The 24,749-nt window shown below is 69.2% G+C and carries 21 protein-coding genes, 2 tRNA genes and 5 pseudogenes; 15 read left to right on the forward strand and 13 right to left on the reverse strand.

From position 1 onward, the window contains the following. Positions 1-28: 28 nt before the first annotated feature. Positions 29-4,042, reverse strand: a complete 4,014-nt coding sequence (gene hrpA / locus AB0D14_RS13135) for an ATP-dependent RNA helicase HrpA (protein WP_362777806.1) — start codon at positions 4,040-4,042, stop codon at positions 29-31. Between the two features lie 245 nt (positions 4,043-4,287). On the opposite strand from hrpA, the gene AB0D14_RS13140 reads away from it, so the two are divergent. Beyond that, positions 4,288-5,373 (forward strand): ABC transporter permease, encoded by a 1,086-nt coding sequence (locus tag AB0D14_RS13140; RefSeq protein WP_362777871.1) that lies wholly within the window; start codon positions 4,288-4,290, stop codon positions 5,371-5,373. 121 nt (positions 5,374-5,494) lie between these two features. On the opposite strand, the gene AB0D14_RS13145 is transcribed toward AB0D14_RS13140, so the two are convergent. The 6 genes from AB0D14_RS13145 to AB0D14_RS13170 form a co-directional block, all read right to left on the reverse strand. Continuing rightward, positions 5,495-5,568: transfer RNA gene (locus AB0D14_RS13145), tRNA-Phe, on the reverse strand. Positions 5,569-5,591: 23 nt separating this feature from the next. Then, positions 5,592-5,690 (reverse strand) — tRNA-Asp (locus tag AB0D14_RS13150). A 236-nt stretch (positions 5,691-5,926) separates the two neighbouring features. After that, positions 5,927-6,484: a Uma2 family endonuclease gene (locus tag AB0D14_RS13155; RefSeq protein WP_362777808.1), complete on the reverse strand. Its 558-nt coding sequence runs from the start codon at positions 6,482-6,484 to the stop codon at positions 5,927-5,929. A gap of 195 nt (positions 6,485-6,679) precedes the next feature. Continuing rightward, a complete protein-coding gene (locus AB0D14_RS13160; protein ID WP_362777811.1) occupies positions 6,680-7,090 on the reverse strand; it encodes a hypothetical protein in 411 nt (136 codons plus the stop codon). A gap of 96 nt (positions 7,091-7,186) precedes the next feature. Then, the gene (locus tag AB0D14_RS13165; protein ID WP_362777874.1) at positions 7,187-7,723 is read right to left on the reverse strand and encodes an EamA family transporter; all 537 of its coding nucleotides are present in this window, start codon (positions 7,721-7,723) and stop codon (positions 7,187-7,189) included. 109 nt (positions 7,724-7,832) lie between these two features. Further along, positions 7,833-8,099, reverse strand: coding sequence for a hypothetical protein (locus AB0D14_RS13170; RefSeq protein ID WP_362777813.1), 267 nt, complete (start codon positions 8,097-8,099; stop codon positions 7,833-7,835). Positions 8,100-8,185: 86 nt separating this feature from the next. Here AB0D14_RS13170 and AB0D14_RS13175 point away from each other — a divergent pair, with 86 nt between their 5' ends. Then, the gene (locus tag AB0D14_RS13175; protein WP_362777815.1) at positions 8,186-9,013 is read left to right on the forward strand and encodes an SAM-dependent methyltransferase; all 828 of its coding nucleotides are present in this window, start codon (positions 8,186-8,188) and stop codon (positions 9,011-9,013) included. Here the strand turns inward: AB0D14_RS13175 and AB0D14_RS13180 are convergent. Next, complete coding sequence (locus tag AB0D14_RS13180; protein ID WP_362777817.1) at positions 9,010-9,174, reverse strand: hypothetical protein; 165 nt, start codon at positions 9,172-9,174, stop codon at positions 9,010-9,012. The two genes, AB0D14_RS13175 and AB0D14_RS13180, sit on opposite strands and share 4 nt — an antisense overlap. Before the next feature lie 56 nt (positions 9,175-9,230). On the opposite strand from AB0D14_RS13180, the gene AB0D14_RS13185 reads away from it, so the two are divergent. The 13 genes from AB0D14_RS13185 (at position 9,231) to AB0D14_RS13245 (ending at position 21,632) form a co-directional block, all read left to right on the forward strand. Next, positions 9,231-9,482: a transposase gene (locus tag AB0D14_RS13185; RefSeq protein ID WP_362777820.1), complete on the forward strand. Its 252-nt coding sequence runs from the start codon at positions 9,231-9,233 to the stop codon at positions 9,480-9,482. 766 nt (positions 9,483-10,248) lie between these two features. Then, entirely contained in the window at positions 10,249-11,310 is a 1,062-nt protein-coding gene (locus tag AB0D14_RS13190) for a sugar ABC transporter substrate-binding protein (protein ID WP_362777821.1), read from the forward strand. Between the two features lie 45 nt (positions 11,311-11,355). Next, positions 11,356-12,921 (forward strand): sugar ABC transporter ATP-binding protein, encoded by a 1,566-nt coding sequence (locus AB0D14_RS13195; protein ID WP_362777823.1) that lies wholly within the window; start codon positions 11,356-11,358, stop codon positions 12,919-12,921. Continuing rightward, positions 12,914-13,954 (forward strand): ABC transporter permease, encoded by a 1,041-nt coding sequence (locus AB0D14_RS13200; RefSeq protein ID WP_362777825.1) that lies wholly within the window; start codon positions 12,914-12,916, stop codon positions 13,952-13,954. Before AB0D14_RS13195 ends, AB0D14_RS13200 begins: the two co-directional genes overlap by 8 nt. A 95-nt stretch (positions 13,955-14,049) precedes the next feature. Further along, a complete protein-coding gene (locus AB0D14_RS13205) occupies positions 14,050-15,375 on the forward strand; it encodes an L-fuconate dehydratase (RefSeq protein WP_362777827.1) in 1,326 nt (441 codons plus the stop codon). Beyond that, positions 15,368-16,270, forward strand: a complete 903-nt coding sequence (locus AB0D14_RS13210; protein WP_362777829.1) for an amidohydrolase family protein — start codon at positions 15,368-15,370, stop codon at positions 16,268-16,270. Before AB0D14_RS13205 ends, AB0D14_RS13210 begins: the two co-directional genes overlap by 8 nt. Beyond that, positions 16,261-16,698, forward strand: a complete 438-nt coding sequence (locus tag AB0D14_RS13215) for an RbsD/FucU family protein (RefSeq protein WP_362777831.1) — start codon at positions 16,261-16,263, stop codon at positions 16,696-16,698. Before AB0D14_RS13210 ends, AB0D14_RS13215 begins: the two co-directional genes overlap by 10 nt. Further along, the gene (locus AB0D14_RS13220) at positions 16,695-17,738 is read left to right on the forward strand and encodes an alcohol dehydrogenase catalytic domain-containing protein (protein ID WP_362777833.1); all 1,044 of its coding nucleotides are present in this window, start codon (positions 16,695-16,697) and stop codon (positions 17,736-17,738) included. Before AB0D14_RS13215 ends, AB0D14_RS13220 begins: the two co-directional genes overlap by 4 nt. Beyond that, positions 17,735-18,496 (forward strand): SDR family oxidoreductase, encoded by a 762-nt coding sequence (locus AB0D14_RS13225; RefSeq protein WP_362777835.1) that lies wholly within the window; start codon positions 17,735-17,737, stop codon positions 18,494-18,496. The genes AB0D14_RS13220 and AB0D14_RS13225 overlap by 4 nt, the downstream gene beginning before the upstream one ends. Continuing rightward, positions 18,493-18,756, forward strand: a complete 264-nt coding sequence (locus tag AB0D14_RS13230; RefSeq protein ID WP_362777837.1) for a hypothetical protein — start codon at positions 18,493-18,495, stop codon at positions 18,754-18,756. Before AB0D14_RS13225 ends, AB0D14_RS13230 begins: the two co-directional genes overlap by 4 nt. Further along, entirely contained in the window at positions 18,753-19,847 is a 1,095-nt protein-coding gene (locus AB0D14_RS13235; RefSeq protein ID WP_362777839.1) for a sugar kinase, read from the forward strand. The genes AB0D14_RS13230 and AB0D14_RS13235 overlap by 4 nt, the downstream gene beginning before the upstream one ends. 46 nt (positions 19,848-19,893) lie before the next feature. Next, the gene (locus tag AB0D14_RS13240) at positions 19,894-20,922 is read left to right on the forward strand and encodes an aldo/keto reductase (RefSeq protein WP_362777842.1); all 1,029 of its coding nucleotides are present in this window, start codon (positions 19,894-19,896) and stop codon (positions 20,920-20,922) included. Beyond that, positions 20,913-21,632 carry a FadR/GntR family transcriptional regulator gene (locus AB0D14_RS13245; RefSeq protein ID WP_362777844.1) on the forward strand — a complete coding sequence of 240 codons (720 nt, stop codon included), beginning with the start codon at positions 20,913-20,915 and terminating at the stop codon, positions 21,630-21,632. The genes AB0D14_RS13240 and AB0D14_RS13245 overlap by 10 nt, the downstream gene beginning before the upstream one ends. 190 nt (positions 21,633-21,822) lie before the next feature. On the opposite strand, the pseudogene AB0D14_RS13250 reads toward AB0D14_RS13245, so the two are convergent. The 5 pseudogenes from AB0D14_RS13250 to AB0D14_RS13270 form a co-directional block, all read right to left on the reverse strand. Then, positions 21,823-21,972, reverse strand: a pseudogene (locus tag AB0D14_RS13250) (aldo/keto reductase); the annotation flags it as partial. Positions 21,973-21,981: 9 nt separating this feature from the next. After that, positions 21,982-22,173, reverse strand: a pseudogene (locus AB0D14_RS13255) (L-rhamnose mutarotase); the annotation flags it as partial. After that, positions 22,170-23,297, reverse strand: a pseudogene (locus tag AB0D14_RS13260) (hypothetical protein); the annotation flags it as partial. The pseudogenes AB0D14_RS13255 and AB0D14_RS13260, both read right to left, overlap by 4 nt. A gap of 24 nt (positions 23,298-23,321) precedes the next feature. After that, positions 23,322-23,522: pseudogene (locus AB0D14_RS13265) on the reverse strand (transposase); the annotation flags it as partial. Between the two features lie 133 nt (positions 23,523-23,655). Beyond that, positions 23,656-23,847: pseudogene (locus tag AB0D14_RS13270) on the reverse strand (ATP-binding protein); the annotation flags it as partial. Positions 23,848-24,749: the final 902 nt, after the last annotated feature.

Raw genomic sequence — 24,749 nt, forward strand, 5'->3', positions numbered from 1 at the left:
AGCGAACTCACTCGGCGTGCGAGCGCCGTTACGGTGCGGCCGCGTCGACCGCCTTCACGATGCGCTTGTCGGAGACGGGATACGCCGTGCCCAGCGCGTGCGCGAAGTAGCTGACGCGCAGCTCCTCGATCATCCAGCGGATGTCCAGGACGGAGGACGGGACGGGGCGGCCCTGCGGCATCTGTTCGAGCAGCCAGGCGTACTCGTCCTGCATCTCGTGGACCTTCTCCATCCGGCTCGTGTCCCGCTGGGCGTTGGCCGGCATCTGCTGGAGCCGGCGGTCCGCCGCGACCAGGTAGCGCATCAGGTCCGGCAGCCGCCGCAGTCCGGTCGCCGTGACGAAGCCGGGCCGTACGAGGGCGTCCAGCTGTGCTCGTACGTCCGCCAGGTTCGCGAGGAGCACAGGGCTGCGTACGCCCTTCAGACGGCGCTCACAGGCCTGCCAGGCGGCCAGCACCTGCTCGACCCGCCCGACCGTACGGACCGTGGTGTCGACGATCTCCGCGCGCACCTTCTCGTACAGCTTCCGGTACGACTCCTCGTCCCAGGCGGGGCCTCCGAAGTCCCCGATCAGCTTGTCGGCGGCAGCCATGGCGCAGTCGTCGAACAGGGCCTGGACCGACCCGTGCGGGTTCGCGGACAGGGCGATCTTCTGCGCGTTCGTGAGCTTGTCCGACGCGAACTTCGCCGGATTCACCGGGATGTTGCGCAGGATGAGCCGCCGCGTGCCCTTCCACATCGCCTGCTGCTGCTCGGCCTCGGTGTCGAAGAGGCGTACGGAGACGGTGTTCGACGCCGGTCCGTCGTCGACCAGCGCCGGGAACGCCTTCACCGGCTGGCCCGCCCGGCGCGTCTCGAAGACCCGGGTGAGGGAGCCGATGGTCCAGTCGGTCAGCCCCGAGCGCTCCAGGGACTCCCCGCCCTCCCGCTCGGCCGTCGCCGCCGCGGCCTGGGAGATCGCCTGGCGCGCCTTCGGCCTCAGACGCAGCTTCAGGGCCTCCAGGTCCTTGTCCTCGGCCAGCTTGCGCCGCCGCTCGTCGACGATCCGGAAGGTGATCCTCAGGTGGTCGTCGAGCCTGGACCAGTCGAAGTCGTCAGCCGTGAGCGGCACGCCGACCATGCGCTTCAGCTCACGCGCCATGGTCACCGTCAGGGGCTCCTGCAGGGGCACCGCCCGCTCCAGGAACCGTTGCGCGAAGTTGGGCGCGGGAACGTAGTTGCGGCGGATCGGCTTCGGCAGGGAACGGATCAGCTCGGTGACGACCTGCTCCCGCAGACCGGGGATCTGCCACTCGAAGCCCTCGTCCGTGACCTGGTTCAGTACGTGGAGCGGGATGTGGACGGTCACGCCGTCCGCGTCGGCGCCCGGCTCGAACTGGTACGTGACAGGGAACTTCAGCCGCCCCTGCCGCCACGCGTCCGGATAGTCGTCCTTGGTGACCGCCCCGGCCGTCTCCCGGATGAGCATGGAGCGCTCGAAGTCGAGGAGTTCGGGCTCCTCCTTGTGCTGGTGCTTCCACCAGGAGTCGAAGTGGGCGCCGGACACGACGTGTGCGGGCACCCGCTCCTCGTAGAAGTCGAAGAGGGTGTCGTCGTCGACCAGGATGTCCCGGCGCCGCGCCCGGTGCTCCAGCTCCTCGACCTCGGTGAGGAGCCGGCGGTTGTCAGCGAAGAACTTGTGGTGCGTACGCCAGTCGCCCTCGACGAGCGCGTTGCGGATGAACAGCTCGCGGCTGGTCTCCGGGTCGATCCGCCCGTAGTTGACCTTCCGCTGGGCGACGATCGGCACGCCGTACAGCGTGACCTTCTCGTACGCCATCACCGCCGACTGGTCCTTCTCCCAGTGCGGCTCGCTGTACGTGCGCTTCAGCAGGTGCTCCGCGAGCGGTTCGATCCACTCGGGCTCGATCCTCGCGTTGACGCGGGCCCACAGCCGGGACGTCTCGACGAGTTCGGCGGACATCACGAAACGCGGGGGCTTCTTGAAGAGGGCCGAGCCGGGGAAGATCGCGAACTTGGCGTTGCGGGCACCCACGTACTCGTTCTTCGTGCCGCTCCTGGCGCCCTCGCGCCCGCCTTCCTTTCCGGCCTCCTTCGCGGTCTCCTTCACGTCCTTCATGCCGATGTGGGAGAGCAGTCCGGCGAGGAGGGACAGATGGACCTGCTGGTCGGGCGCGTCAGTACCCGCCGCAGGCTCCTCCAGATGGAGGCCCATCTGCTTGGCGACGGTCCGCAGCTGCGAGTAGATGTCCTGCCACTCGCGGATCCGCAGGAAGTTCAGGTACTCCTGCTTGCACATGCGGCGGAACGACGACGAGCCGCGCTCCTTCTGCTGCTCGCGCACATACCGCCAGAGGTTCAGGTACGCCAGGAAGTCGGACGTCTCGTCCTTGAAGCGGGCGTGCTGCTGGTCCGCCTGTGCCTGCTTCTCGGCCGGCCGCTCGCGCGGGTCCTGGATGGAGAGCGCGGCCGCGATCACCATGACCTCGCGCACGCACCCGTTCTTGTCGGCCTCCAGGACCATGCGGGCCAGCCGCGGGTCGACGGGCAGTTGGGCGAGCTTGCGGCCGGTGTCCGTGAGGCGCTTGCGCGGGTCCTTCTCCGTCGGGTCCAGGGCGTTGAGCTCCTGGAGGAGCTGGACGCCGTCGCGGATGTTGCGGTGGTCCGGCGGGTCGATGAAGGGGAACTTCTCGATCTCGCCGAGCCCGGCCGCGGTCATCTGGAGGATGACGGACGCCAGGTTCGTACGGAGGATCTCCGCGTCGGTGAACTCCGGGCGGGCGAGGAAGTCGTCCTCGGAGTAGAGCCGGATACAGATGCCGTCGCTGGTACGGCCGCAGCGGCCCTTGCGCTGGTTGGCGCTGGCCTGCGAGACCGCCTCGATGGGCAGCCGCTGGACCTTCGTACGGTGGCTGTATCTGGAGATACGGGCGTTGCCCGGGTCGATCACGTACTTGATGCCCGGCACGGTGAGGGAGGTCTCGGCGACGTTGGTCGCCAGAACGATCCTGCGCCCGGTGTGCTGCTGGAAGACGCGGTGCTGCTCGGCATGTGAGAGCCGGGCGTAGAGAGGCAGCACTTCGGTGAACCGGTAGTTCTTCTTGTCCAGCGCGTCAGCGGTGTCGCGGATCTCCCGCTCCCCGGACAGGAAGACGAGGATGTCGCCCTTGCCCTCGCCCTGCAGCTCGTCGACGGCATCGCAGATCGCGGTGATCTGGTCGCGGTCGGCATCGTCGCCCTCCTCTTCGAGGAGCGGCCGGTAGCGCACCTCGACGGGGTACGTACGTCCGCTGACCTCGACGATCGGGGCGTCCCCGAAGTGTCTGGAGAAGCGCTCGGGGTCGATGGTCGCGGAGGTGATGACGACCTTGAGGTCCGGCCGCCTGGGCAGCAGCTGGGCCAGATAGCCGAGCAGGAAGTCGATGTTGAGAGACCGCTCGTGGGCCTCGTCGATGATGATCGTGTCGTACGCGCGCAGCTCGCGGTCCGTCTGGACCTCGGCGAGCAGGATGCCGTCCGTCATCAGCTTGACGAAGGTGCCGTGCGGGTTCACCTGGTCGGTGAAACGGACCTTCCAGCCGACGGCCTCGCCCAGCGGGGTGTCCAGCTCCTCGGCGACCCGCTCGGCGACCGTACGGGCGGCGATACGGCGGGGCTGGGTGTGCCCGATCATGCCGCGGACGCCACGGCCCAGCTCAAGGCAGATCTTGGGGATCTGGGTCGTCTTGCCGGACCCGGTCTCGCCCGCGACGATGACGACCTGGTGATCACGGATGGCGTCCGCGATCACGTCCTTCTTCTGGCTGACGGGTAGCTGCTCGGGGTACGAGACGGTGGGCACGAGGCCGCGCCGTTCGGCCATGCGGACCTCGGCCCTGGCCACCTCCGTCTCGATCTCGGCGGTGACGGCGGCGCGGGCCTCGGGTTTGCGGATCCGGCGCGCGCCCTCCAGCCTGCGCCCGAGCCGGTGCGCGTCGCGCAGTGACAGCTCGGCCAGACGGGAGGCGAGATCGCCGAGGGCGGGGGCAGGATGCGTAGACATACGCGGTCCAGGATCTCACCTCGGGGAAACGAGAGGCGAACGCTTTTGCGTGGGGGACGCGCTGGGGGGACGGCGAGGCCCGTAAAGGGAGACAACTGGGGCGCGCGCCGGGGGGATGACCGAGGGGGCGGCTGGGGGCGACCGTGGGACAACCGGGGGGCGACCGTGGGAAACCGGAGGACAACCGGGGCGCACTTCGCGGAGAAATATCCCCTACATCCCCTTAGCGTGGGCCTATGTCCGAGATGCCGCACGGTGCCCACGGCAGGCCGCGCACGCGGCGCGAGCGCTGGGGCTCGTTCAAGGAGTCCCCTTTCCTTCCCGCGTCGGTGCTGGTGCTGATCCTCGCCGCCGCGGCGGGCCTGTTCGCGGGTTCGTACACGTACTCCATGGCGAACCCGACCCCGCGCCATGTGCCGACCGCGATGGTGGGCGCGTACGAGGAAGCGCGGGGCAAGGCCTTCCTCGCCGGGATGGAGAAGGCGCTCGACGCCTCCCTGAAGATCCACGCCTACGACACCAGGGCAGCGGCCGTAGAAGCGATCGACGACCAGAAGGTCTTCGCGATCCTCGATGTGCGGGACTCCGGCGAGGCGGTGGTCCTCGACGTCTCCGGGGCGTCCGGGGCCTCGGTCGCGGAGGTGCTGGAGCAGGCCGCGCCGGCCGTCGGCAAGTCCACCGGGGTGGCGGTCACGGTCCGGGACATCAAGCCGTTGCAGGAGGGCGACCCGCGCGGGCTCGCGATCTTCTACATCTCCCTGGCGGCCGTGATCATCGGCTTTGTCGGGGCGATCCAGCTCAGCGTGCACGCGCGGGCGCTGAACCCGCTGGAACGCATCGCGTTCACGGCCGCGTACGCCCTGGTCGGCGGGTTCGCGATCGCGGCGGTGGTCGACTGGCTGCTGGGGGCCCTGGATCTGCCGTTCGTCGAGTCCTGGCTGATCCTCGCGCTGACCATGTTCACGTCCGGCATGGTCTTCTCGATGTTCAACACCATGGTCGGGCGCTGGGCGATGCTCCCCACCTGGGGGCTGATGGTCCTGCTCGGCAACCCGTCCTCCGGCGGCGCCGTCTCCTGGCCCCTGCTGCCGTCACCGCTCGGAGTCATCGGCCGCTGGCTCCCGCCCGGGGCGTCGATCAACGCCCAGCACACGGCGGTGTACTTCGCCGGTCACCAGCACGCGTTCCCGTTCCTGGTCCTCGCGGGCTGGGCGCTGGTGTCCTGCGCGGTCTTCTGGACCTGGCGTCACCGGCACCCCGGTGGCCGCGACGGGAGCCCGTCCCAGGCCCCGGCCCACGCGGCGGGCTCAGCGGGCGAGGCGGCGGCCTGACCTCGCGCGGGGCGCATGACTCGCTGGGGGCTGGGGGCTGGGGGCTGGGGGCGGGCGCCCGGCGCCCGGCGCCCGGCGCACAGCGAAGGCCCCGTCCATGTGGACGGGGCCTTCGGGGTTGTGGCTGGGGCCGGGATCGAACCGGCGACCTATCGCTTTTCAGGCGATCGCTCGTACCAACTGAGCTACCCAGCCACGCGATCCGATGAAGATCGCAGCGGTCCTGACGGGATTTGTTGTGTCCGATTGCGCCTGCGCCGCGGGCGCGGCCTCCACCTTGACAGGGTGGCGAGCACTCCAAACTGCTCCACAGGACCCAGCTGTTGTGCGCGATCGAGCGAACTCAGTCTTGCACGTCGCACCCAGTGTTGCGTGCCCCCAACGGGATTCGAACCCGAAAACTTTACCTCCCTGACCTGCGGAAACGTCGAAGAATCGGAACAAAGAGCCCTGTTTTTATCCACCTGCGCCCTGCTCGATCCGTCTCGATCCCGCCCCCGTGCTGTCATGTCAACACGGGCCGCACCGCATTTGCACGCGAACTCTGCGCAGGTCAGGAGGGGTGGTTCGCCGCCCCTGAATCGGGCCGTGGCAGCTCGTCCAGGTCGAGGGTGTAGGTCCGCCCGTCGGCCAGCTCGATGGGGAGTTTGCCTGTGCCGTACTTGTGGGTGTGCGCCGCGACGTAGCCGCTGCCGGTGGGCTGAGTGTGTACGACGACCTCGGCGGCGTACGGATCCACGATCACGTAGACAGGGATGCCGTAGCGGCCGTACTTGGCGGTGCAGTCGTCGTAATCCTTGCGGGCTGAGGAGGTCGAGACGACCTCGGAGATCAGCAGCACGTCCTCGAAGCTGTAGCGCTTGCCCTGCTTCTGCGCGTCCTCCCGCAGGATCGCCAGATCCGGAGCGGAGTTCTCGTCGGCCGGGAAATCGAGGTACACGTCGGAGGTGACCTTGGCATGACGCCCCAGCGCGAGGGAGTCGATCTGCATCGAGCGGATCGTGCTGGAGTGCTCCTCGCTCTGCGGAGTCATGATCACCTTCCCCTCGGCACCGAAGAAGACCGCGTATCCCTCGGGGAACTCGGTCTGCACGATCGCCTCAACACTCATTAACGGCTCCTTCCTGGATGAAATCAGGATACGGCGGCCGGCTCCCAGGCATCAGATTTCCCGGTTGCACGATCACACTCCGCAAGTTCGGCTGCTCGTTGAACCGGCCTCTGCCGACGCGGTTACGTCTGTCACCACGTGTCACTCCGCTTTCAAGATCTGCCATCGACCGTACAGACCCGACGCGGGTGGTGTTCATGCCGTAGGCCTCGAACTCGGCGTCGCTGATCCAGCCCAGGCTTTCCAGCCGGTCGTGGAGTTCGGTGAGGTCGAATTCGTCGGGGCGTCGGGCGGCGAGGGTTTCCAGCTCGGGGAGGGTGTGGAGGTGGCGGCGGCGTGGACGTCGATGGCGTCGCGGGCCAGCCCGCGGTCGCCGAGGACGCGTACTTTGGTGCCCATGAGGTCGTCCAGGTCCAGGACGGGGCCGATGTCCATGACGTCGGGCGGGCGCCACCGGACTTCCTTGAGGAGGTCCACCTCGCAGGTGGCTTCGGTGGCAGAGTCGGTGGCGAGGAACCGTGCCTTGAGTGGGGCCACGTCGATGACGGTGATCTGCCAGCCCTCCTCGGTGAGCGACTGCACCATCTGCTCGATGATCTCCGTCATGTCGGCGGGGTGCTCGGTGGCGAAGTCGAGGTCCGGCCGGGCCGAAGGAGTGACTGCTGGTGGGGCGCGACCGATGATCTTTCCCGTTGCCGTGTGTCACGGGCGGTCTGCGCTGGTCGGCATCGGCGAAACTGGGAGACTTTCAGCACGCCAGGTCGCTACGGCACCGGCTGCGACGATCAGTCCCATGCCGAAGAGCACTGGCGCGGAGAGGCTTTCGGCGAGGGCGAGGGCGAGGGCGAGGGCGAGGGCGCCGATCAGTGCGCCCATCACCGGGTCGAGGGAGAACAACGTCGCGACCACTTTGGAGGTGGCCATCTTCACGGCCTGGAAATCCAGGGTGAAGGCGAGGGCCACCCCCACGACGCCGGAGACAGCGACCAGGCCCCAGTCAGATCCGTTGACGCTTGGAGCGGCGGGCAGGGAGAAGGGGAGGAGCAGCATCACCGAGATGCAGACCGACACGGCCAGTCCCTCCAGTCCTGAGGAGGCCCGGCCCACGCGCTGCGCGAAGACGGTGTAGCAGGCAAGGGCCAGGGCGGAGAGTAGTCCGAAGGTGATTCCTGCCCAATTGCGGGGGCCTCGTTCATAGCGGTGATTGAGTCCGCGGCAGCCAGTCAGCCAGTCAGCCAGGGCGTTGGGTCGGCCGCGCGGCGAGGTGCCTGCCGTGGCAGGCCCTTTTCCGCACGGCCTCCCGCCGAACCGGACATGACGGTTTCCTGGTCATCCGGCTCTCCAGTGACTACGACGTGAAGGGCTTGGCCGCCTGCGCCTCGTGGATCCGATCGTGACAGGCATCGCAGGCCACGACCGTTTTACGGCGTCGATCAAGCATGACGCGCGTCCAGCCGGACGGCGGCCATCCGGCATGGGCGAGATCGGAAAGGGCACGAATGTGATGCACCTGCACATCACCGTTGTGCCCGCAGATCTCGCATGTGTCCGCCAGGAGCCGGGTGACCAACTCTTTGTGCGGATGGTCCAGCCACGTCGGCCGCCGGTCGACCACCTTCGCCGCTCGCTGCCGACCTCGCGTCGCCCCGGCCGGCCGGAAGTTCCCAGAACGGGCCTGGGCAGGCGGCGTTGGGGTGAAGAATGGCAGCCGTGACGAACATGGGCTCCTCCATCGACCCGACCAGGCCCAGCATCGCCCGCGTCTACGACTACCTGCTCGGCGGCAAGGACAATTACGCCGTGGACCGGGCAGTTGGCGATGTGTTCAAGCGCGACCTGCCCGGTTCGGTGGACATCGCTTTCGCCAACCGCGCGGCCCTGGCGCGGGCAGTCAGGGAGATCGCGAAGACCACTGGCGTACGGCAGTTCATCGACCTGGGCAGTGGCCTGCCGACCGCGGAGAACGTGCACGAGGTCGTGCAGCGGCACGCTCCCGAGTCCCGGGTCGTGTACGTCGACAATGACCCCCAAGTGCTGGTCCACGGCCGTGCACTGCTGGAGAACAACGACCGCACGCGCGTCGTTGCGGCCGATGTGCGTAACCCCGACGGTGTCCGCACGGACCCCGGCACCGTCGACATCATCGACTTCGCTCGTCCGGTCGCTGTCATCTTCAGCGCCATCCTCCACCACGTCAACGATGACGAGGATCCGGCCGGCATCGTCCGCTACTGGCGGGACCATGTCCCTTCCGGAAGCTTCTTCTTCATCAGCCACTTCCGCTCCGGCAACAACCCGGAGACCGAAGAGGCCGAGAAGGTCCTCCAGCAGACGTTCGGCCGCGGCCGATGGCGCACCGATGCGGAAATCGCCTCCCTGCTGGACGGCCTTCAGATCCTCGACCCCGGGATCGTCCCCGCGTCCCTGTGGCGCCCCGCCCAGACCGACAATGCGTATGGCAGAGGTGAAAGACGAGAGCTCACGGTCTGGGAACATCTCATCGCCGCCGTACTGGCCCGGAAGGCCTAGTGAGCTGGTCCGGAGATTCTGTCGCAGTAGTGGAAAATGCGGTCGATGATCTGATCGGCGGTCTTGGTCCACTTGAAAGGCCGGGCGGCCTCGTTCCAGATCTTGATCCATTCGTCGAGTGCAGTCTTGAGATCGTCGAGTGAGTAGGAGTGAGGGGCCACGAAGTTTCCGGACAGGCACCCAACAGGGTTGTCCTGAACAAGGAAACGAGGAAGAAGTGGCGCCACCCAGTAAGTACTCGCCGGAGTTCCGCGAGGAAGCCATCCAGATCGCGTTGAGGTCAAGCAAGACGATCTCCGAAGCCGCCCGGGAGTTTGAGCTGAACTCGGAGACGCTACGCGGCTGGGTAAAGAAGTACCAGAAGCAGCGGGAACCGGCCCCCGATGCGGAACTGACGGTGAACGAGCGGGCGCGCCTGAAGGAACTCGAACACGCAACCGCGAGCTGGAGATGGAAGTTACCTTCCTGAGAAAAGGCCGGAAGGTTGTACGGCGAACCTCTGGAATGCTCAACCGTCGGCTGCAAGAGTCGGTGTCCGATTCTCCAGCGGGCGGTTTCCATAACGCTGCCCGTCTTCGACGATGTCGCCGAGAACGGGAGCCGCAACCGCAGGATGAGCGTGTTGCGCACCGGGGAAGCCTCGGGCCCCTGCTGCGACCATCACACGGGCGGCTGAGCTGCCGCTGCCCTGCTGTCGGACCCGGAGCGGCAGCACCGTCTGCATCGATGTCGCGCCGCTCCAGCGGATGAGGCTGCGCAACACCAAGGCCCGCACTGCCGTCGTGCGGCTCTGACCGGACCAGCGATGCGGCACCCGCGACGGGGGTCGGCGGCGGAAACACCGCCCCCCGGGTCACCGGTCGCCGCTGCCGCCCTGTGAACGTCAGGAGCGGCCTGCTAACCGACATGCCCGCCGCCCACGAATGGCAGCCCGTTCGGAATCTGACCGCTCACGGCGCCCTGACTCCACAGCACAGAAACACCCAGGGGGTGCGAACGCAAGCGCCGGTGCATCACGGATGGGCGACATTGATGGGATGGATAGATCCACTCGGAGCTCGCCAGTGAGCGATCACTAGATCGCCAACGTCTTATTTGCAGGCAACTTCGCCCCTCCCTCTAGACAGCACCGCACCTAGACATCTATAAACATCCCATCTCTCAGGGAGCGACGCACAGCAGTAGCACCGGCGAAACAATCCCCCCGCTTCGAGACCCAGCGCGAGGAAGTACCGATGAGACTCAGAAGTGCCTTATGCACCACCGCCTCCGCCCTCTCCGCGCTGGCGCTGCTCAGCGCCTGCGGCAGTGGCTCCGGCACCGCTTCGTCGAACAGCGCCCCGCTGATCGGCGTCGACTATCCCCGCTCCGACACCGACTTCTGGAACTCCTACATCAAGTACACGCCCGAGTTCGCCAAGAAGCTCGGCCTGTCCCTGAAGACCACCAACTCCCAGAACGACGTCGCCAAGCTCACGGCCAACGCGCAGACGTTCATCAGCCAGGGCGTCAAGGGCATGGCGATGGCCCCGCAGGACACCGCCGCCATCGCACCGACGCTGGCGCAGCTGCAGGCGAAGAAGATTCCGGTCGTCACTGTCGACACCCGCCCCGACACCGGCAAGGTGTTCATGGTGGTGCGCGCCGACAACCGCGCCTACGGCGAGAAGGCGTGCCAGTTCCTCGGCACCAAGCTCCGCGGCAAGGGCAAGGTCGTCATGCTGGAGGGCGGCCTGGACTCCATCAACGGCCGGGACCGCACCCAGGCCTTCAACGACTGCATGAAGAAGGACTACCCCGGCATCAAGGTGTTCGGCGAGGCAACCAACTGGGACGGCGCCGTCGCCGCGCAGAAGCTGCAGACGGACCTGACCGCCAACCCGGATATCAAGGGCGTTTACATGCAGTCCAGCTTCGCGCTGCCCGGCACGCTCCAGCTCCTCAAGCAGAAGCACCTGTTGGTCGACCCGAAGGACGACAAGCACGTCTTCGTCGTGTCCAACGACGGCATCCCCGAGGAGCTCAGGTCCATCGCCGCGGGCAAGATCGACGCCACCGTCTCCCAGCCGGCCGATCTCTACGCCAAGTACGCCCTGTACTACCTCAAGGCCGCCATCGACGGAAAGACGTTCAAGCCGGGCAAGACCGACCACGACAGCACCATCATCCAGGTCCGCGACGGACTGCTGGAGGACCAGCTCTCCGCGCCGCTGGTCACCGCCGACGGCGGTACCTACGGCGGTGTGCCCAGCGTCAAGAGCGACGACAAGTCGCTGTGGGGCAACAACCTCGGCTGATCCACCCCTGTCAGGCACCCGACGGCTAACGAGTAGGCGGTTGTGATGAGCGACGGGGAACGGGCAGTCAGCCCCGTGCCCGGCCAGGCGGACGACGGACGGTCCCGGGTGGGTCCGCCCGTCGTCGAAGCGGCGGGCATAGTAAAACGATTCGGTCCGACGGTGGCCCTCGACGGTGCCCGGATCACCGTCAGGCCCGGCGAGACCCACGCGCTCGTCGGCCGCAACGGAGCCGGCAAGTCGACGCTGGTGTCGGTCCTCACCGGACTGCAGGCCCCCGACGAGGGAACGGTCACCTTCGGCGGCGGCCCCGCACCACGACTCACGGACCGCGACGCCTGGCGGCAACGCGTGGCCTGCGTCTACCAGAAGTCGACGATCATCCCCACACTGACGGTCGCCGAGAACCTCTTCCTCAACCGGCACGACCACGGCCGCAGCCGGCTGATCAGCTGGCAGAGTGTGCGCCGGCAGGCGCGTGAGCTGCTGTCGACGTGGTCGGTGGACGTCGACCCGCAAACCCCTGCCGGCGAACTGAGCGTGGAGCAGCGGCAGTTCGTGGAGATTGCCCGGGCGCTCTCCTTCGGAGCGCGGTTCATCATCCTCGACGAGCCGACCGCCCAGCTCGACGCAGCGGCCATCAACCGCCTCTTCGACCGCATCCGCGACCTGCAACGCCAGGGCGTGACCTTCCTGTTCATCAGCCACCACCTCCAGGAGGTCTACGACATCTGCGACATGGTGACGGTGTTCCGCGACGCCCGGCACATCGTCACGGCACCGGTCGCTGACCTTACCCACACCGAGCTGGTCGCCGCGATGACCGGCGAGGCGGCGCTCGACCGGCTGCAGGCACGGTCGAGCACTCTCAACCGTGCTGTCACGCCCGCGCTGTCCGTGCAGGCGCTGGGCAGCGACGGTACGTACGACGACGTCAGCTTCCAGGTCGGCGCCGGGGAGATCGTCGGCCTCGCGGGCGCGGCCGGCAGCGGGCGCACCGAGGTCGCCGAGACCGTCGTAGGGCTGCGGGCGGCAGTGGCGGGCGGCGTGGAGATCGCCGGGCGGCGGCCCCGGCCGGGCAGCGTGCCCGCAGCGCTCGCCGCGGGCGCCGGTTTCGTCCCGCAGGACCGGCACCACCAAGGCTTCGTCCCCGGCATGTCGATCGCGGACAACGCCACACTGTCCGTTCCTCACCGGCTCGGCCAAAACGGCTTCCTCAGCCGTGACCGACGGGACCGGCTCGCCGACGACATGATCGCGAAGCTGGCGATCAAGACGTCGGGACCCGGTCTGCCCGTCTCCTCGCTCTCGGGCGGCAACCAGCAGAAGGTCGTCATGGCCCGCGCCCTGGCCGACGATCCCAGGCTGCTGGTTCTGATCAATCCGACCGCGGGTGTGGACGTGCGCTCCAAGGAGTTCCTCCTCGGCAAGGTCGAGGAGACCGCAGCGTCCGGCACCGGAGTGCTCATCGCTTCCGACGAGCTCGACGACCTGCGCATGTGCGACCGGGTCCTGGTGATGTTCCAGGGCCGTGTGACCTCAGAGACCGCCCGCGGTTGGCACGACCACGACCTCGTGGCCGCGATGGAAGGAGTGGACCTCGATGCCTGAAACCGTCCTCGCGGACGCCGCCGCCAAGGCCGTGGAACCCAAACCCCGGCGCACGGCGCTGCTCGGCGGCCGAATACCCCTGGCCCGGCTGCGCGACCTCGCCCTCGTCCCCGCGATCGTGGCCATTGCGATCGTCGGCCAGATCGTCAACCCGGTCTTCCTTCAGGCCGACAACATCATCAACATCCTGCAGACCATGTCAGAGATGGCCCTGCTGGTCCTCGCCCAAGCGATGATCCTTATCGTCAAGAAGATGGACCTGTCGCTGGAGTCCACCATGGGCCTCGCACCCGGCGTCGCGGCCTGGCTGGTCGTCCCGGTCGGCGCCGGACACGGACTCGGACTGCTTCCCGGCGCCTGGGCGATCCCCGTCACCCTGGCCGTGGGTGTGCTCGTCGGCGTGATCAACTCATTATTGATCATCCGCTTCGGCCTCAACGGCTTCATCGTCACCCTCGGCATGCTGATCGTGCTGCGCGGCATCCTCACCGGCATCTCCGGCGGCCAGACGTTCTTCCAGCTGCCGAAGTCGATGCTCTATCCCGGCACCGCCGAATGGTCCGGGATGCCCGTGTCCATCTGGATCTGCCTGGTCTTGTTCGCGATCGCGATCGTGGTGCTCGGCTGGACCAGCTTCGGGCGCTCGCTGTACGCCATCGGCGGCAACGTCGACGCGGCGAAGGCCGCCGGCATCCGCACCGACCGGGTGCTGTGGACCGTCATCGTCGCCGGCAGCGTGCTCGCCGCCCTCGCCGGACTGCTGCTCTCCGGACGCCTGGCCTCGGTCGCCTCCGCGCAGGGCAACGGCTACATCTTCACCGTCTTCGCCGCCGCCGTCATCGGCGGGATCAGCCTCAACGGCGGCAAGGGCACCATGTTCGGCGCGTTCTGCGGCATCCTGCTGCTCTTCATGATCCAGAACGTGCTCACGCTGGCGGGTGTTCCCGCCCAGTGGATCGGCGCCCTCAACGGCCTCATCATCCTGGTCGCCCTCGCCATCTCCCGCATCACCGGCGGCAAGGTCCAGGAGTGACCCGGGCGGCAGCCGCCGGCCGCCAGGCCTCCGCCTCCTTCACCTCTCGTCGCAAGGGTGCCGAATCCCCATTGCTCCTCACAGGAGTTGCCGCCATGCCCTCCACCGTGCCCTCACCCGCCCGCATCACCGCCCTAGGTGTCCTGGACGTGCGGTTCCCCACCTCCGAACACCTCGACGGCTCGGACGCCATGAACCCCGAGCCCGACTACTCCGCCGCCTACGTCGTCCTGCGCACCGACGCCGGCGACGAACTCGAGGGTCACGCCCTGGCCTTCACCACCGGCCGCGGCAACGACGTCCAAGCCGCCGCCATCGCGGCCCTGGCCCCGTACGTGGTGGGCCGGTCCGTCGACGAAATCTGCGGCGACCTCGGCGGGTTCTCCCGCTCCCTCGTCCACGACCCCCAACTGCGCTGGCTGGGACCGGAGAAGGGCGCCATCCACATGGCGACCGGCGCCGTCGTCAACGCCGCCTGGGACCTGGCCGCCAAGCGCGCGGGCAAGCCCGTGTGGCGCTTCCTCGGCGAGATGTCACCCGAGGACCTGGTCGCCCAGGTCGACTTCCGCTGGCTCAGCGACGCCCTCACCCCCGAGGACGCCCTGCAGATCCTGCGCCGCGCCGAGCCGGGCCGCGCACAGCGCATCGACGACCTGCTGGACCAGGGCTACCCCGCCTACACCACCACCCCCGGCTGGCTCGGCTACTCCGACGAGAAGCTGGCCCGCCTCGCCCGCGAGGCCGTCGCCGACGGCTTCACCCAGATCAAGCTGAAGGTCGGCGCCGACCTGGACGACGACATACGGCGCATGCGCACCGCCCGCGAGACCGTCGGTGACGGCATCCGTATCGCCGTCGACGCCAACCAGAGATGGGATGTCGCCCCCGCGATCGACTGGATGCGCGCCCTCGCCCCCTACGACCCGTACTGGATCGAGGAACCCACCTCACCCGACGACATCCTCGGCCACGCCGCCATCCGTCAGGCGCTCAGGCCCATCAAGGTCGCCACCGGCGAGCACATCGCCAACCGGGTCGTCTTCAAACAACTACTCCAGGCCGGCGCGGTGGACATCGTCCAGATCGACGCCGCACGGGTCGGCGGCGTCAACGAGAACATCGCGATCCTGCTGCTCGCCGCGAAGTTCGGCGTGCCGGTCTGCCCGCACGCGGGAGGTGTGGGTCTGTGCGAGATGGTGCAGCACCTGTCGATGTTCGACTACGTCGCCGTCTCCGGCACCACCGAGGACCGGGTCATCGAGTACGTCGACCACCTGCACCAGCACTTCGTCGACCCGGTCCGCATCGTCGACGGCCACTATCTCGCGCCGACACTGCCCGGGCTGAGCGCACACATGCACCCGGACTCGCTCAAGGAGTACACCTACCCCGACGGCCCCGTCTGGGCAGCTCGTGTCTGACGCCCGGGCTCTCGTCGACGCCCACCACCATGTGTGGGACCTGGACGTCCGGCCGCAGTCCTGGCTCGACGAGGTCGGACACGAGCCCCTCCGCCGCAGCTTCGGCCCGCGCGCCCTGCTGTCGGCCGCGACGAGACCGATCAACGGACGGCGGCTGACGAGCACGGTGGTCGTCCAGTGCATCGCCTCCGTGCCCGAGACACGCGACCTCCTCGTCCTGGCCGGCGGCGACCCGCTCATCGGCGCCGTCGTCGGCTGGGCGGACCTCACGTCCCCCGCGGTCGGCGACGTGCTCGACGACCTGCGAAGCGGACCCGGGGGCCGGTACCTGCGGGCCGTACGCCACCTCGTACAGGGAGAGCCCGATCCGCACTGGCTTCAACAACCGCAAGTCGAGCGGGGGTTGAGAGCGGTCGGTGAACGCGGCCTCGGTTACGACGTGCTGGTCCGCAGCCACCAGCTCCCGCAGGCGGTCCGTCTCGCGCAACGGCTGCCCGAGCTGCCGCTCGTCCTGGACCACGCCGGCAAACCACCGCTCGCCCGGCAGGACCTGACCGACTGGAGCCGGCTGGTGCGCCTCCTGGCCCGGCACCCCCAGGTCCGCTGCAAGGTGTCGGGGCTGATCACCGAGGCGGACCACGACAAGTGGACCGTCGACGACATCCGCCCGGTGTGGGACGTGCTGCTCTCCGCCTTCGGACCCGAGCGGCTGATGTTCGGCTCCGACTGGCCGGTCGCGAACCTCGCCGGGGGATGGAACGGCTGGGCCGCCACCGTCGAGGAACTCCTGGACGGCTGCTCCGGCACCGAGGTCCACGCGGTGCTCGCCGGCACCGCGACCGCCTTCTACCGCCTGACCTCCGAACCGACGGAGGAGACGACGTCGTGCTCCTGACGGAACTGCTGCACCCCGGGATCCTCGAATCCCTGGCCGGCGCCGGCCACGGCGCCCGCGTCCTGCTCGCCGACGGCCACTACCCCGCGAGCACCGCCACCGGCGAACGCGCCCGTACCGTCCACCTCAACCTGGCCCCCGGCCTGCTGGACGTCACGACCGTCCTCGACGTCCTGCTGCGCGCCCTGCCCGTGGAGGCGGCGTACGCGATGGTGCCACCCGAGGGCCAGCCGGAGCCGCCCGCCATCGCCGAGTACCGCTCGATGCTGGAGCCCCTCCCGGTCGACGCGCTCGGACGCTTCGCGTTCTACGACGCCGCCCGCTCGCCCGACCTGGCGCTGGCCGTCGTCACCGCCGACACCCGTACCTACGCCAACCTGCTGCTGACCATCGGCGTCCGCGCTGAAGGGACCCTGACGAAACCATGACACTCGCCGTCCGTTACAAGGCCGCCCGCACCCTGGAAACCGCGGTCGTCGACCCCCCCGCCCCCGGCCCGGGGGAGGTGGAGCTGGCCCCCGCCTACGTCGGCATCTGCGGCACCGACCTGCACATCTTCCACGGCGACATGGACGCCCGGGTCGCCGCCCCCGTCGTCCTGGGTCACGAGATGTCCGGCCGCGTCACCCGCCTCGGCCCCGGCGTGAAGGGCTGGCGGCCCGGGGACGCGGTCACGGTGATGCCGCTGCGCTGGGACGACACCTGCCCGGCCTGCCTCGCCGGGCATCAACACGTGTGCCAGCACCTGGACTTCATCGGCATCGATTCCCCGGGCGCGATGCAGCAGCGCTGGACCGTGCCCGCCTCGACGCTGATCAGACTGCCGCAGTCGCTCGCCCTGGACCGGGCCGCGCTCGTCGAGCCCACAGCTGTCGCCGTGCACGACGTCGGCCGCGCCGAGGTGGCCACGGGCGAGAGGGTCGTCGTGGTCGGCGGCGGTCCGGTCGGCATCCTCATCGCATTGGTCGCGCGGGCCGCGGGCGCCGACGTGCGGGTGGTGGAGCTGAGCGCCCACCGTCGTTCGCTGGCCCAGGAGTTGGGGCTGACGGCATGGGATCCGGCCGACGACGACGTGCAGGCTCTGGTGGGGGAGTGGACGGAGGAGGCAGGGGCGGAGGTCGCCTTCGAGGTGTCCGGAGCGGCGGGCGGCGTGGACACGGCCGTGGACGTCCTCGGTGTACGCGGCCGCCTCTGCCAGGTCGCCATCCACCCGCGTCCCAGGGAGGTGAACCTGCACCGCTTCTTCTGGCGTGAACTCACTCTGGTGGGAGCCCGGTTGTACGACCGCTCCGACTTCGAGCGCGCGGTGTCCCTGGTGGCGGACGGGACGATCCCGGCAGAGCGGTTGATCAGCAAGATCGTGCCGCTCACGCAGGCGCCCGCGGCGTTCGAGGCCCTGGAAGGCGGCGGAAACGTGATGAAGATCCTCGTCGACTGCACCGACGACGCCCAGGGAGCGGCCGTATGAGTGCCTTCGACCTCACCGGCAGGCTCGCCGTCGTCACCGGCGCCCGGCGCGGCATCGGCCGGGCCATGGCCCGCGCCCTCGCCGAGGCCGGCGCGGACGTCATCGGGGTCAGCGCACAACTGGAGGAGACCGGCAGCCACGTGGAGAAGGACGTTGTAGCCGCAGGCCGCACCTTCGAGGCCATCCGCACCGACTTCGCCGACCCCGAAGCCGTTCGCGCTCTCGGCGCGGACCTCGCCGGACGGAACCGTCCGGTGGACATCCTGATCAACAACGCGGGCACGATCCGCCGCGCCCCGGCCGCCGGACACACCGACACAGACTGGGAGTTGGTGCTCCAGGTCAACCTCAGTGCGCAGTTCGCGCTGACCCGGGCCATCGGCGCGACGATGATGGCACGCGGCCAGGGAAAGATCGTCTTCACGGCGTCGCTGCTCAGCTTCCAGGGCGGCGTCAACGTCCCCGGCTACACCGCCGCCAAGCACGGCGTCGCCGGCCTGACCAAAGCGCTGGCCAACGAGTGGGCCCCGCACGGCGTGAACGTCAACGCCATCGCCCCCGGCTACATCGCCACCGACAACACCCAGGCACTCCAGGACGACCCCGTGCGCAGCAAGGCCATCCTCGACCGTATCCCGGCCGGACGGTGGGGCCACGCGGACGACCTCGCCGGGGCCACGGTGTTCCTCGCCTCGGACGCCGCCGCCTACCTCCACGGCGTCGTTCTTCCCGTCGACGGCGGCTGGCTCGGCCGATGACCGCCGACCTGGCCTCCGTGCCGGACGGAGCCCGCGTCATGCCGGTGCTGACCGCGTCCTCCGCCACGGCCGCAGGCCCGCCGGCCGAGGCACTCGCGGCGGGAGGCGCCCGGTGCGCCGAGGTCGCCTTCCGTCCTTCTGACGCACAGCAGGTGTTCAAGACAATGGCCACCCGCGGCAATCGCGCCGTCGGCGCCGGCACGGTGCTCACACAGATCCGCCGGCTGACCGCCGCGGCCGTGCACGGGAGTGTGACGTGACCGACGTGGTGGCCCTCGGCGAGGTGATGCTGCGCTTCGACCCCGGTGAGGGACGCATCCGCACCGCCCGCACCTTCCAGGTCTGGGAGGGCGGCGGCGAGTACAACGTCGTCCGGGGACTGCGGCGCTGCTTCGGCCTGCGCACGGCCGTCGTCACCGCCCTGGCCGACAACCAGGTGGGCCGGCTCGTCGAGGACCTGATCCTGCAAGGCGGGGTCGAGACCTCGCTGATCCGCTGGGTACCCGGGGACGGCATCGGCCGCGGCGCGCGCAACGGCCTGAACTTCGTCGAACGCGGCTACGGCATCCGGGGCGCACTGGGCGTCAGCGACCGCGCGGGCACGGCCGTTTCGCAGCTGTGCAAGGGGGACGTCGACTGGGACGCCATCTTCTCCTCGGGGCCGCGCTGGTTCCATACCGGCGGCATCTTCGCCGGTCTGTCCGACACCACCGTCGACGTCGCGGACGAGGCCATGGCCGCCGCGCGGCGGCACGCCGTGACGGTGTCCTACGACCCCAACTACCGCCCGAGCCTCTGGGCCGGCCGGGGCGGTCCTGACGCCGCCCGCGAGGCCGACCTGCGGCTCGCCCGCCACGCCGATGTCGTCGTGGGCGCCCTGGGCCTGGCCGGACCCCAACCAGGGGCGCTGCGGGTCGGGGCGGACGAGGTGCAGGACGCCCTCCTCGAAGTGGCCGGGCTCCTGCCCCGTGCAGAGGTGCTCGCGACGACCCTGCGGGAAGCGCCCTCCGCCGGGGTCAACGACTGGTCGTCGGCCGCCCGGTCGTCCCGCGCCGGGTTCGTCCGCGGCCCACACCTGTCCGGCATGCAGGTACTGGACCGCATCGGCTCCGGCGACGGCTTCGCGGCCGGCCTGATCTACGGTCTGCTGACCACCGACAGTGAGGAGGACGGACCGGCGGGCGGTGCCAGGCCACTGGCGGACCTCGACGCCGCCGCACTGGGCCGCGCCCTGGCCTACGGCACCGCGCACGGCGCCCTCACCATGACCACCCCTGGCGACGTGTCCATGGCCTCACGCGCCGAGGTGGAGACGCTCATCGCAGGCGGCCCGGCCACCGTCAGAAGGTGACAGGCCTCGGGGCGGCCGTGCCGCACCCGCTTCTCAGGGAGAACAGTTGACACATCGGAACACGGGGCGCCGAAAGGTCGGCAGCACCACTGTCGAGCTCACCGAACTAGGCTTCGGCGCCGCGGTGATCGGCAACCTGTACCGGACAACCTCGGCCGAGGACGCGTCGGCCGCCGTCGACGCGGCCTGGGAGGCCGGCCTGCGCTATTTCGACACCGCACCGCACTATGGCCTCGGCCTCTCCGAACGCCGCCTGGGCGCCGCCCTACAGGGCCGCCCCCGCGACGAGTACGTCGTCTCCTCCAAAGTGGGCAGACTGCTGGTGCCCAACGAGGAGCCCCGCGGCGTCGACAGCGAGGGCTTCGTCGTACGCGACGACCTGCGCCGCCAGTGGGACTTCAGCCGCGACGGCGTCCTGCGCTCCATCGAGGAATCCCTGCGCCGCACCGGCCTCGACCGGCTCGACGTCGTCTACCTCCACGATCCCGACGACCACTGGCGCCAGGCCGCCGACGAAGCCATGCCCACGCTCGCCGACCTGCGCGACCAGGGGGTCATCGGCGCGATCGGCGCCGGAATGAACCAGTCCGCCATGCTCGCCCGCTTCCTGCGCGGGACCGCCGCTGACGTGGTCATGCTCGCCGGCCGCTACACCCTCCTCGACCAGTCAGCCCTCGACGACGTCCTGCCAACCGCGCAGGAACTCGGCAAGAGCGTGGTGGCCGTCGGCGTGTTCAACTCGGGTCTGCTCTCCAGCGACCGGCCCGCCGAGGGCATGAAGTACGACTACCAGGCCGCCCCGCCGGACCTGGTCACCCGCGCCCAGGCGATCGCCGAGGTCTGCGAGGGGCACGGCACGACGTTGCCCGCGGCAGCGGTCGCCTTCCCGAACAGCCATCCCACTATCATCAACGTCACCCTCGGGATGCGGACCGCGGAGCAGGTCGGACGGAACGTGGAACTCCACCGACAGCACATCCCCGAGAGTCTTTGGGACGATCTGCGCGCCCGGGGACTCATCAGGTCGGACGTGCCTGCGGCGAACGGGCCCGGAAGGAGTGCGCGGTGTCTCTGACGGACAAGGCCATTACGCAGATCCGGGAGTTGATCCGCAGCGGGGCACTGCCACCGGGCTCGAAGCTCCCGCCGGAGCAGGAGCTGGCCGCCCAGCTCGGCCTCTCCCGCAACCTGGCCCGGGAGGCCGTGAAGTCGTTGGCCGTCGCCCGGGTCCTGGAGGTCCGGCGGGGCGACGGCACCTACGTGACCAGCCTGCAGCCGAGCCTGCTCCTGGAGGGGCTCGGCGGTGCGGTGGAACTGCTGCAGGGTGACTCGACCGCGCTGCAGGACCTCATGGAGACACGGAGGCTCCTGGAACCGGTCGCCACCGCGCTGGCCGCCACCCGGATCTCCGACGAGCAACTGGCCGAGGTCGAGCGGCACCTGGAGGCCATGCGTGACGCCCGTGACGACGTGAAGCGGCTCAACGCCCACGACGCCGCCTTCCATCGCGCCGTCATCTCCGCCACGGGCAACGAGACCCTGCTCACGCTCCTGGAGGGCATCTCCGGGCGTACCCTGCGTGCCCGCATCTGGCGCGGCCTGGTGGACACCCAGGCATCGGAGCGGACTCTCGCCGAACACGAGGCGATCTTCCGGGCACTGTCCGCCCGCAACGCTTCCCTCAGCCAGGCCGCCGCACTGCTGCACGTGAGCAACACCGAGCTGTGGCTGAGAGACCACGTACGGTCGGGAGAAGCCCTCCCGTGGGGCATGACAGCCGAGTAGTGACGGCGGGACCGGCCGGCGGCAGGCCGACCGAGGGTCAGCTGGCAGGCCGGAACATCCATCGGGCAGGGGCCCCAGGCCGTCACGATGACCCGGCCACAGCACTGGCCGGCAGCCGCAGGGGCACGCGTTCCAGTAGCCGAGTGAGCGGCCGAAGCGGTCCACCCGCTGTGTCCCGGACGTCCGGGCCGTCGCGGCTGAAGTCCCACTGGCGGCGCAGGTCGTCGCGAACGACGAAGCCCCCGCCGTCGACGCCTCGCGGCTCTTCGTCGCGGACAAGGAGTCTGCCGACCTTGGAGGACACGACGTACTCGTCCCGGGGCCGCTCCCGCAGGGCTGCGGTGGCGATGTCGGCCTCGAAGGTGTCGCCGTGGTACTCGAAGTGGGCGAACAGCACGTCGCCGTGGAGGAAGATGCCGTAGTTGCGGATCCGCGCCCGGTGCAGGGCCGCTTCGACGCCGGGCGGAACAGCCGGGTGGAGTTCCAGGTACTTCTGCCAGTGTCCGGGCCGGAGTCCGATGGTCTGGGCGACGCGTCTCATGGCGTGCTCTCCTCCACGCCCGCGGAGGGCTCGTCGGACGGGGTGTTGAACGGGGTGCGGTAGCTGGGGGTGTTGACGCGAAGGTGGAGCCGCAGGACGAGACGGATGCGGGTGGAGGCGGGTATCCGTACCGTCAGGTAGGCGCTCTCGCACGAGAGTTCCGCCTCGGTGATGACGGGCTCGGTGTGGCCGTAGTCGTACAGGTCACCGATCCAGCCGTCGTCCGCGCAGGTCGTGTGGCGGACGGTGGCGATGGAGTGCTCGGCGAAGGCGCCGGCCTGCACGATCACCGTGCGGTCCGTCCCGGGAGAGAGGTTGACCAGTTCGACGGTGGTCGCCTCTGGATCGATGGAGGTGACCAGCGCGGCCACATCCGGCGGCAAACCGGCGCGCCGTGCCTCGGCGTCGTGGTAGCGCAGCCGGGCCTGCTGCAGACCGCCGTTGTACATGACCTGGGGCCCGCCCCAGGTCAGCTGCACGAGGGCCTCGGTGGCGACGGGGTTGCACTGCTGCCATACATGGATGTCGGTCTCGTCCACGTCCATGCCGCGATAGCGGTCGACGCGGCGCAGACGGTGGCGGACCTGGGCCTGGGCGGTGGCGAGGACGCGCTCCGGATAACCGGGGTCGTCACCGGCGAGGAAGGCGAACCAGGCCTTCTCGTGTCCGGACTCCTCCTTGGCGCGGAACGGCCGGAGGGTGCGCCAGTCGATGCCGTCGGCTTCGCGCAGCTTCTTCAGCCGGGCATGGTCCGTGTCGGAGGCCGTGTGGTGCCACAGCGCCACCGGTATGGGCGAGGTGACCGGGTTGTAGTCGAACCAGCCGGTGTCGTTGTGCCGGAACGGCAGGTGGAGCGTAGGTGTGTGGGCGTCCGGGCCGAGTTCGGCCGTCCACTTGGAGGGCAGGCTGGAGTCGGCCTCGGTGTGGGGCATGACCTTGCCGCGGGTGATGAGGGCGTCGAGCGAGGTCGCGACCATGGAGAGGTGGTCGTCGTCCCCCGTGACCGTCGCCGCCGCGAGGGCCGCGACGCAGGCCGCGTGTCCGACGCTGTGCCAGCCGTGCGGCCAGGACCAGCCGTAGTGGCCGCCGTACCAGGGGCCCCCGAGCAGGCTGCCGACGACTCCGGCCGGGACGGTGAACGTTGCTGGTTAGCCGGGGTTGGGCAGAAGCGCGAGTCGTTCGAGGCCGCCTGTGATCTCGCCGGTCCAGGGCCAGTGCCGGGCGAGGCGGAGAATCCTGCGCCGACCGGTGGTGACGAGCTGGCCGGCTGCGGAGAACGAGCGGAGCCGCAGGCGCCGGGGCTCCCAGAGCCTGGCCTTGCCGGTCAGCGCGAGCATGGGCATCCAGGCACGCCGAATCAGCCGGTGCAGATCCTTCTCCACCGTCCGGGCCGCGGCGGTGCGCCAGCGCCCAAGACGTCGGCGGTTGGCTCCGCCCTGAGCAGGAATCTCAGACTCCGCCCCGTCTCGACCACCCTTATCCGACCACACAGGTGCCGCCGCCGTGGCGCAGGGCGTTGGTGACGAGTTCCGAGACGACCAGGACCACGGTGTCGGCAGCCTCGGCTGCGATCGGACGGTCGAGACCTCCGAGGAAATCCCGGGCGCAATCGCGTGCGCCGGCGACGGACGTCGCGGAGCGGCCGGTTGCGACGTTGACGCTCATCGTGTCCATCAGGCCACCCCGGTCTCTGAATCGTCCGGTCCCGGTCCCGGTCCCGTCTGTGCGGTGCTTGTGCCCGGCCGGCGGCCCGTTAAGCGGGCCGGGACGGCATCGCACCTGTCCACGTCACTGTTCGAGGCCGACTACCTCGCCGTCGAACGTGCGGAAATCTATGGTGGCCGGAGTAGACATTGAGTGTCGGGCGTGGTTATGGTTTCTCTCGTAGCCGAGATCAAAGGGGCCTGGCAGAGACGAACTGCCGGCTGGCAGTACACGCAGTTGCAGTGCGCAGGACGGTGCGGTGGTGGAGTCTCGAAGCCAGGAATGTTGCAGGACGGCGACGGGACTGACAACCGGACCGGGTGGCCCGCAGTGATCAGGGGCCGCCGTGAGCAGGACCGCAGTCAACGCGGTGGCATTACCCGTAAGTGCAGTGCGCAGTACCCAGCAGTGAAGTCAGTGAGCAGCACCTCGGTGAAGGCGTCGGCTGCGGACGCGCGCACCGGGAAGTTCGGCAGTGGGGTTCCAAGCCAGAGCAGACGCAGGACGGGCGACGGGGCTGGCTGCCGAAGAGTGGCGCTGTCGCAGGCCACTGAGCAGTTCGCATCACCAGCTGTACGCAGTTCCCCGTTTGGCAGGCAGTTGAACACCGAGGGAAGAACGGAGGAGTTGAGCGCCATCAGGATCGCCCGGGCAGACGTCTTGAGTCCGGGTACCGCAGGACATCGATAGTGAGGTGGTCTCCGGTCAAGCAACCGCGATCCCCGTACCCCCGGCAGCAGCTCGGTCGGGTCTGCGGAAACAGAAGGCCGGCGCACAATCAGGGCCGGCAGATGGTGTAGCAGTTCCTTCGGGGCCCTGGCGCGAACAGCGCCGGGGCCCCTCCACGCGTTCCACAGAGAGGTGCGATGACA

The organism is Streptomyces sp. NPDC048484 (assembly GCF_040651415.1).
In the GTDB taxonomy this organism is placed as follows: Bacteria; Actinomycetota; Actinomycetes; order Streptomycetales; family Streptomycetaceae; genus Streptomyces.

Bases quoted from the DNA above. Each gene is read 5' to 3' on its own strand.
- hrpA (WP_362777806.1), bottom strand. From the start codon at position 4,042: ATGTCTACGCATCCTGCCCCCGCCCTCGGCGATCTCGCCTCCCGTCTG.
- AB0D14_RS13140 (WP_362777871.1), top strand. From the start codon at position 4,288: ATGCCGCACGGTGCCCACGGCAGGCCGCGCACGCGGCGCGAGCGCTGG.
- AB0D14_RS13155 (WP_362777808.1), bottom strand. From the start codon at position 6,484: ATGAGTGTTGAGGCGATCGTGCAGACCGAGTTCCCCGAGGGATACGCG.
- AB0D14_RS13160 (WP_362777811.1), bottom strand. From the start codon at position 7,090: ATGACGGAGATCATCGAGCAGATGGTGCAGTCGCTCACCGAGGAGGGC.
- AB0D14_RS13175 (WP_362777815.1), top strand. From the start codon at position 8,186: ATGGCAGCCGTGACGAACATGGGCTCCTCCATCGACCCGACCAGGCCC.
- AB0D14_RS13190 (WP_362777821.1), top strand. From the start codon at position 10,249: ATGAGACTCAGAAGTGCCTTATGCACCACCGCCTCCGCCCTCTCCGCG.
- AB0D14_RS13195 (WP_362777823.1), top strand. From the start codon at position 11,356: ATGAGCGACGGGGAACGGGCAGTCAGCCCCGTGCCCGGCCAGGCGGAC.
- AB0D14_RS13200 (WP_362777825.1), top strand. From the start codon at position 12,914: ATGCCTGAAACCGTCCTCGCGGACGCCGCCGCCAAGGCCGTGGAACCC.
- AB0D14_RS13205 (WP_362777827.1), top strand. From the start codon at position 14,050: ATGCCCTCCACCGTGCCCTCACCCGCCCGCATCACCGCCCTAGGTGTC.
- AB0D14_RS13220 (WP_362777833.1), top strand. From the start codon at position 16,695: ATGACACTCGCCGTCCGTTACAAGGCCGCCCGCACCCTGGAAACCGCG.
- AB0D14_RS13225 (WP_362777835.1), top strand. From the start codon at position 17,735: ATGAGTGCCTTCGACCTCACCGGCAGGCTCGCCGTCGTCACCGGCGCC.
- AB0D14_RS13230 (WP_362777837.1), top strand. From the start codon at position 18,493: ATGACCGCCGACCTGGCCTCCGTGCCGGACGGAGCCCGCGTCATGCCG.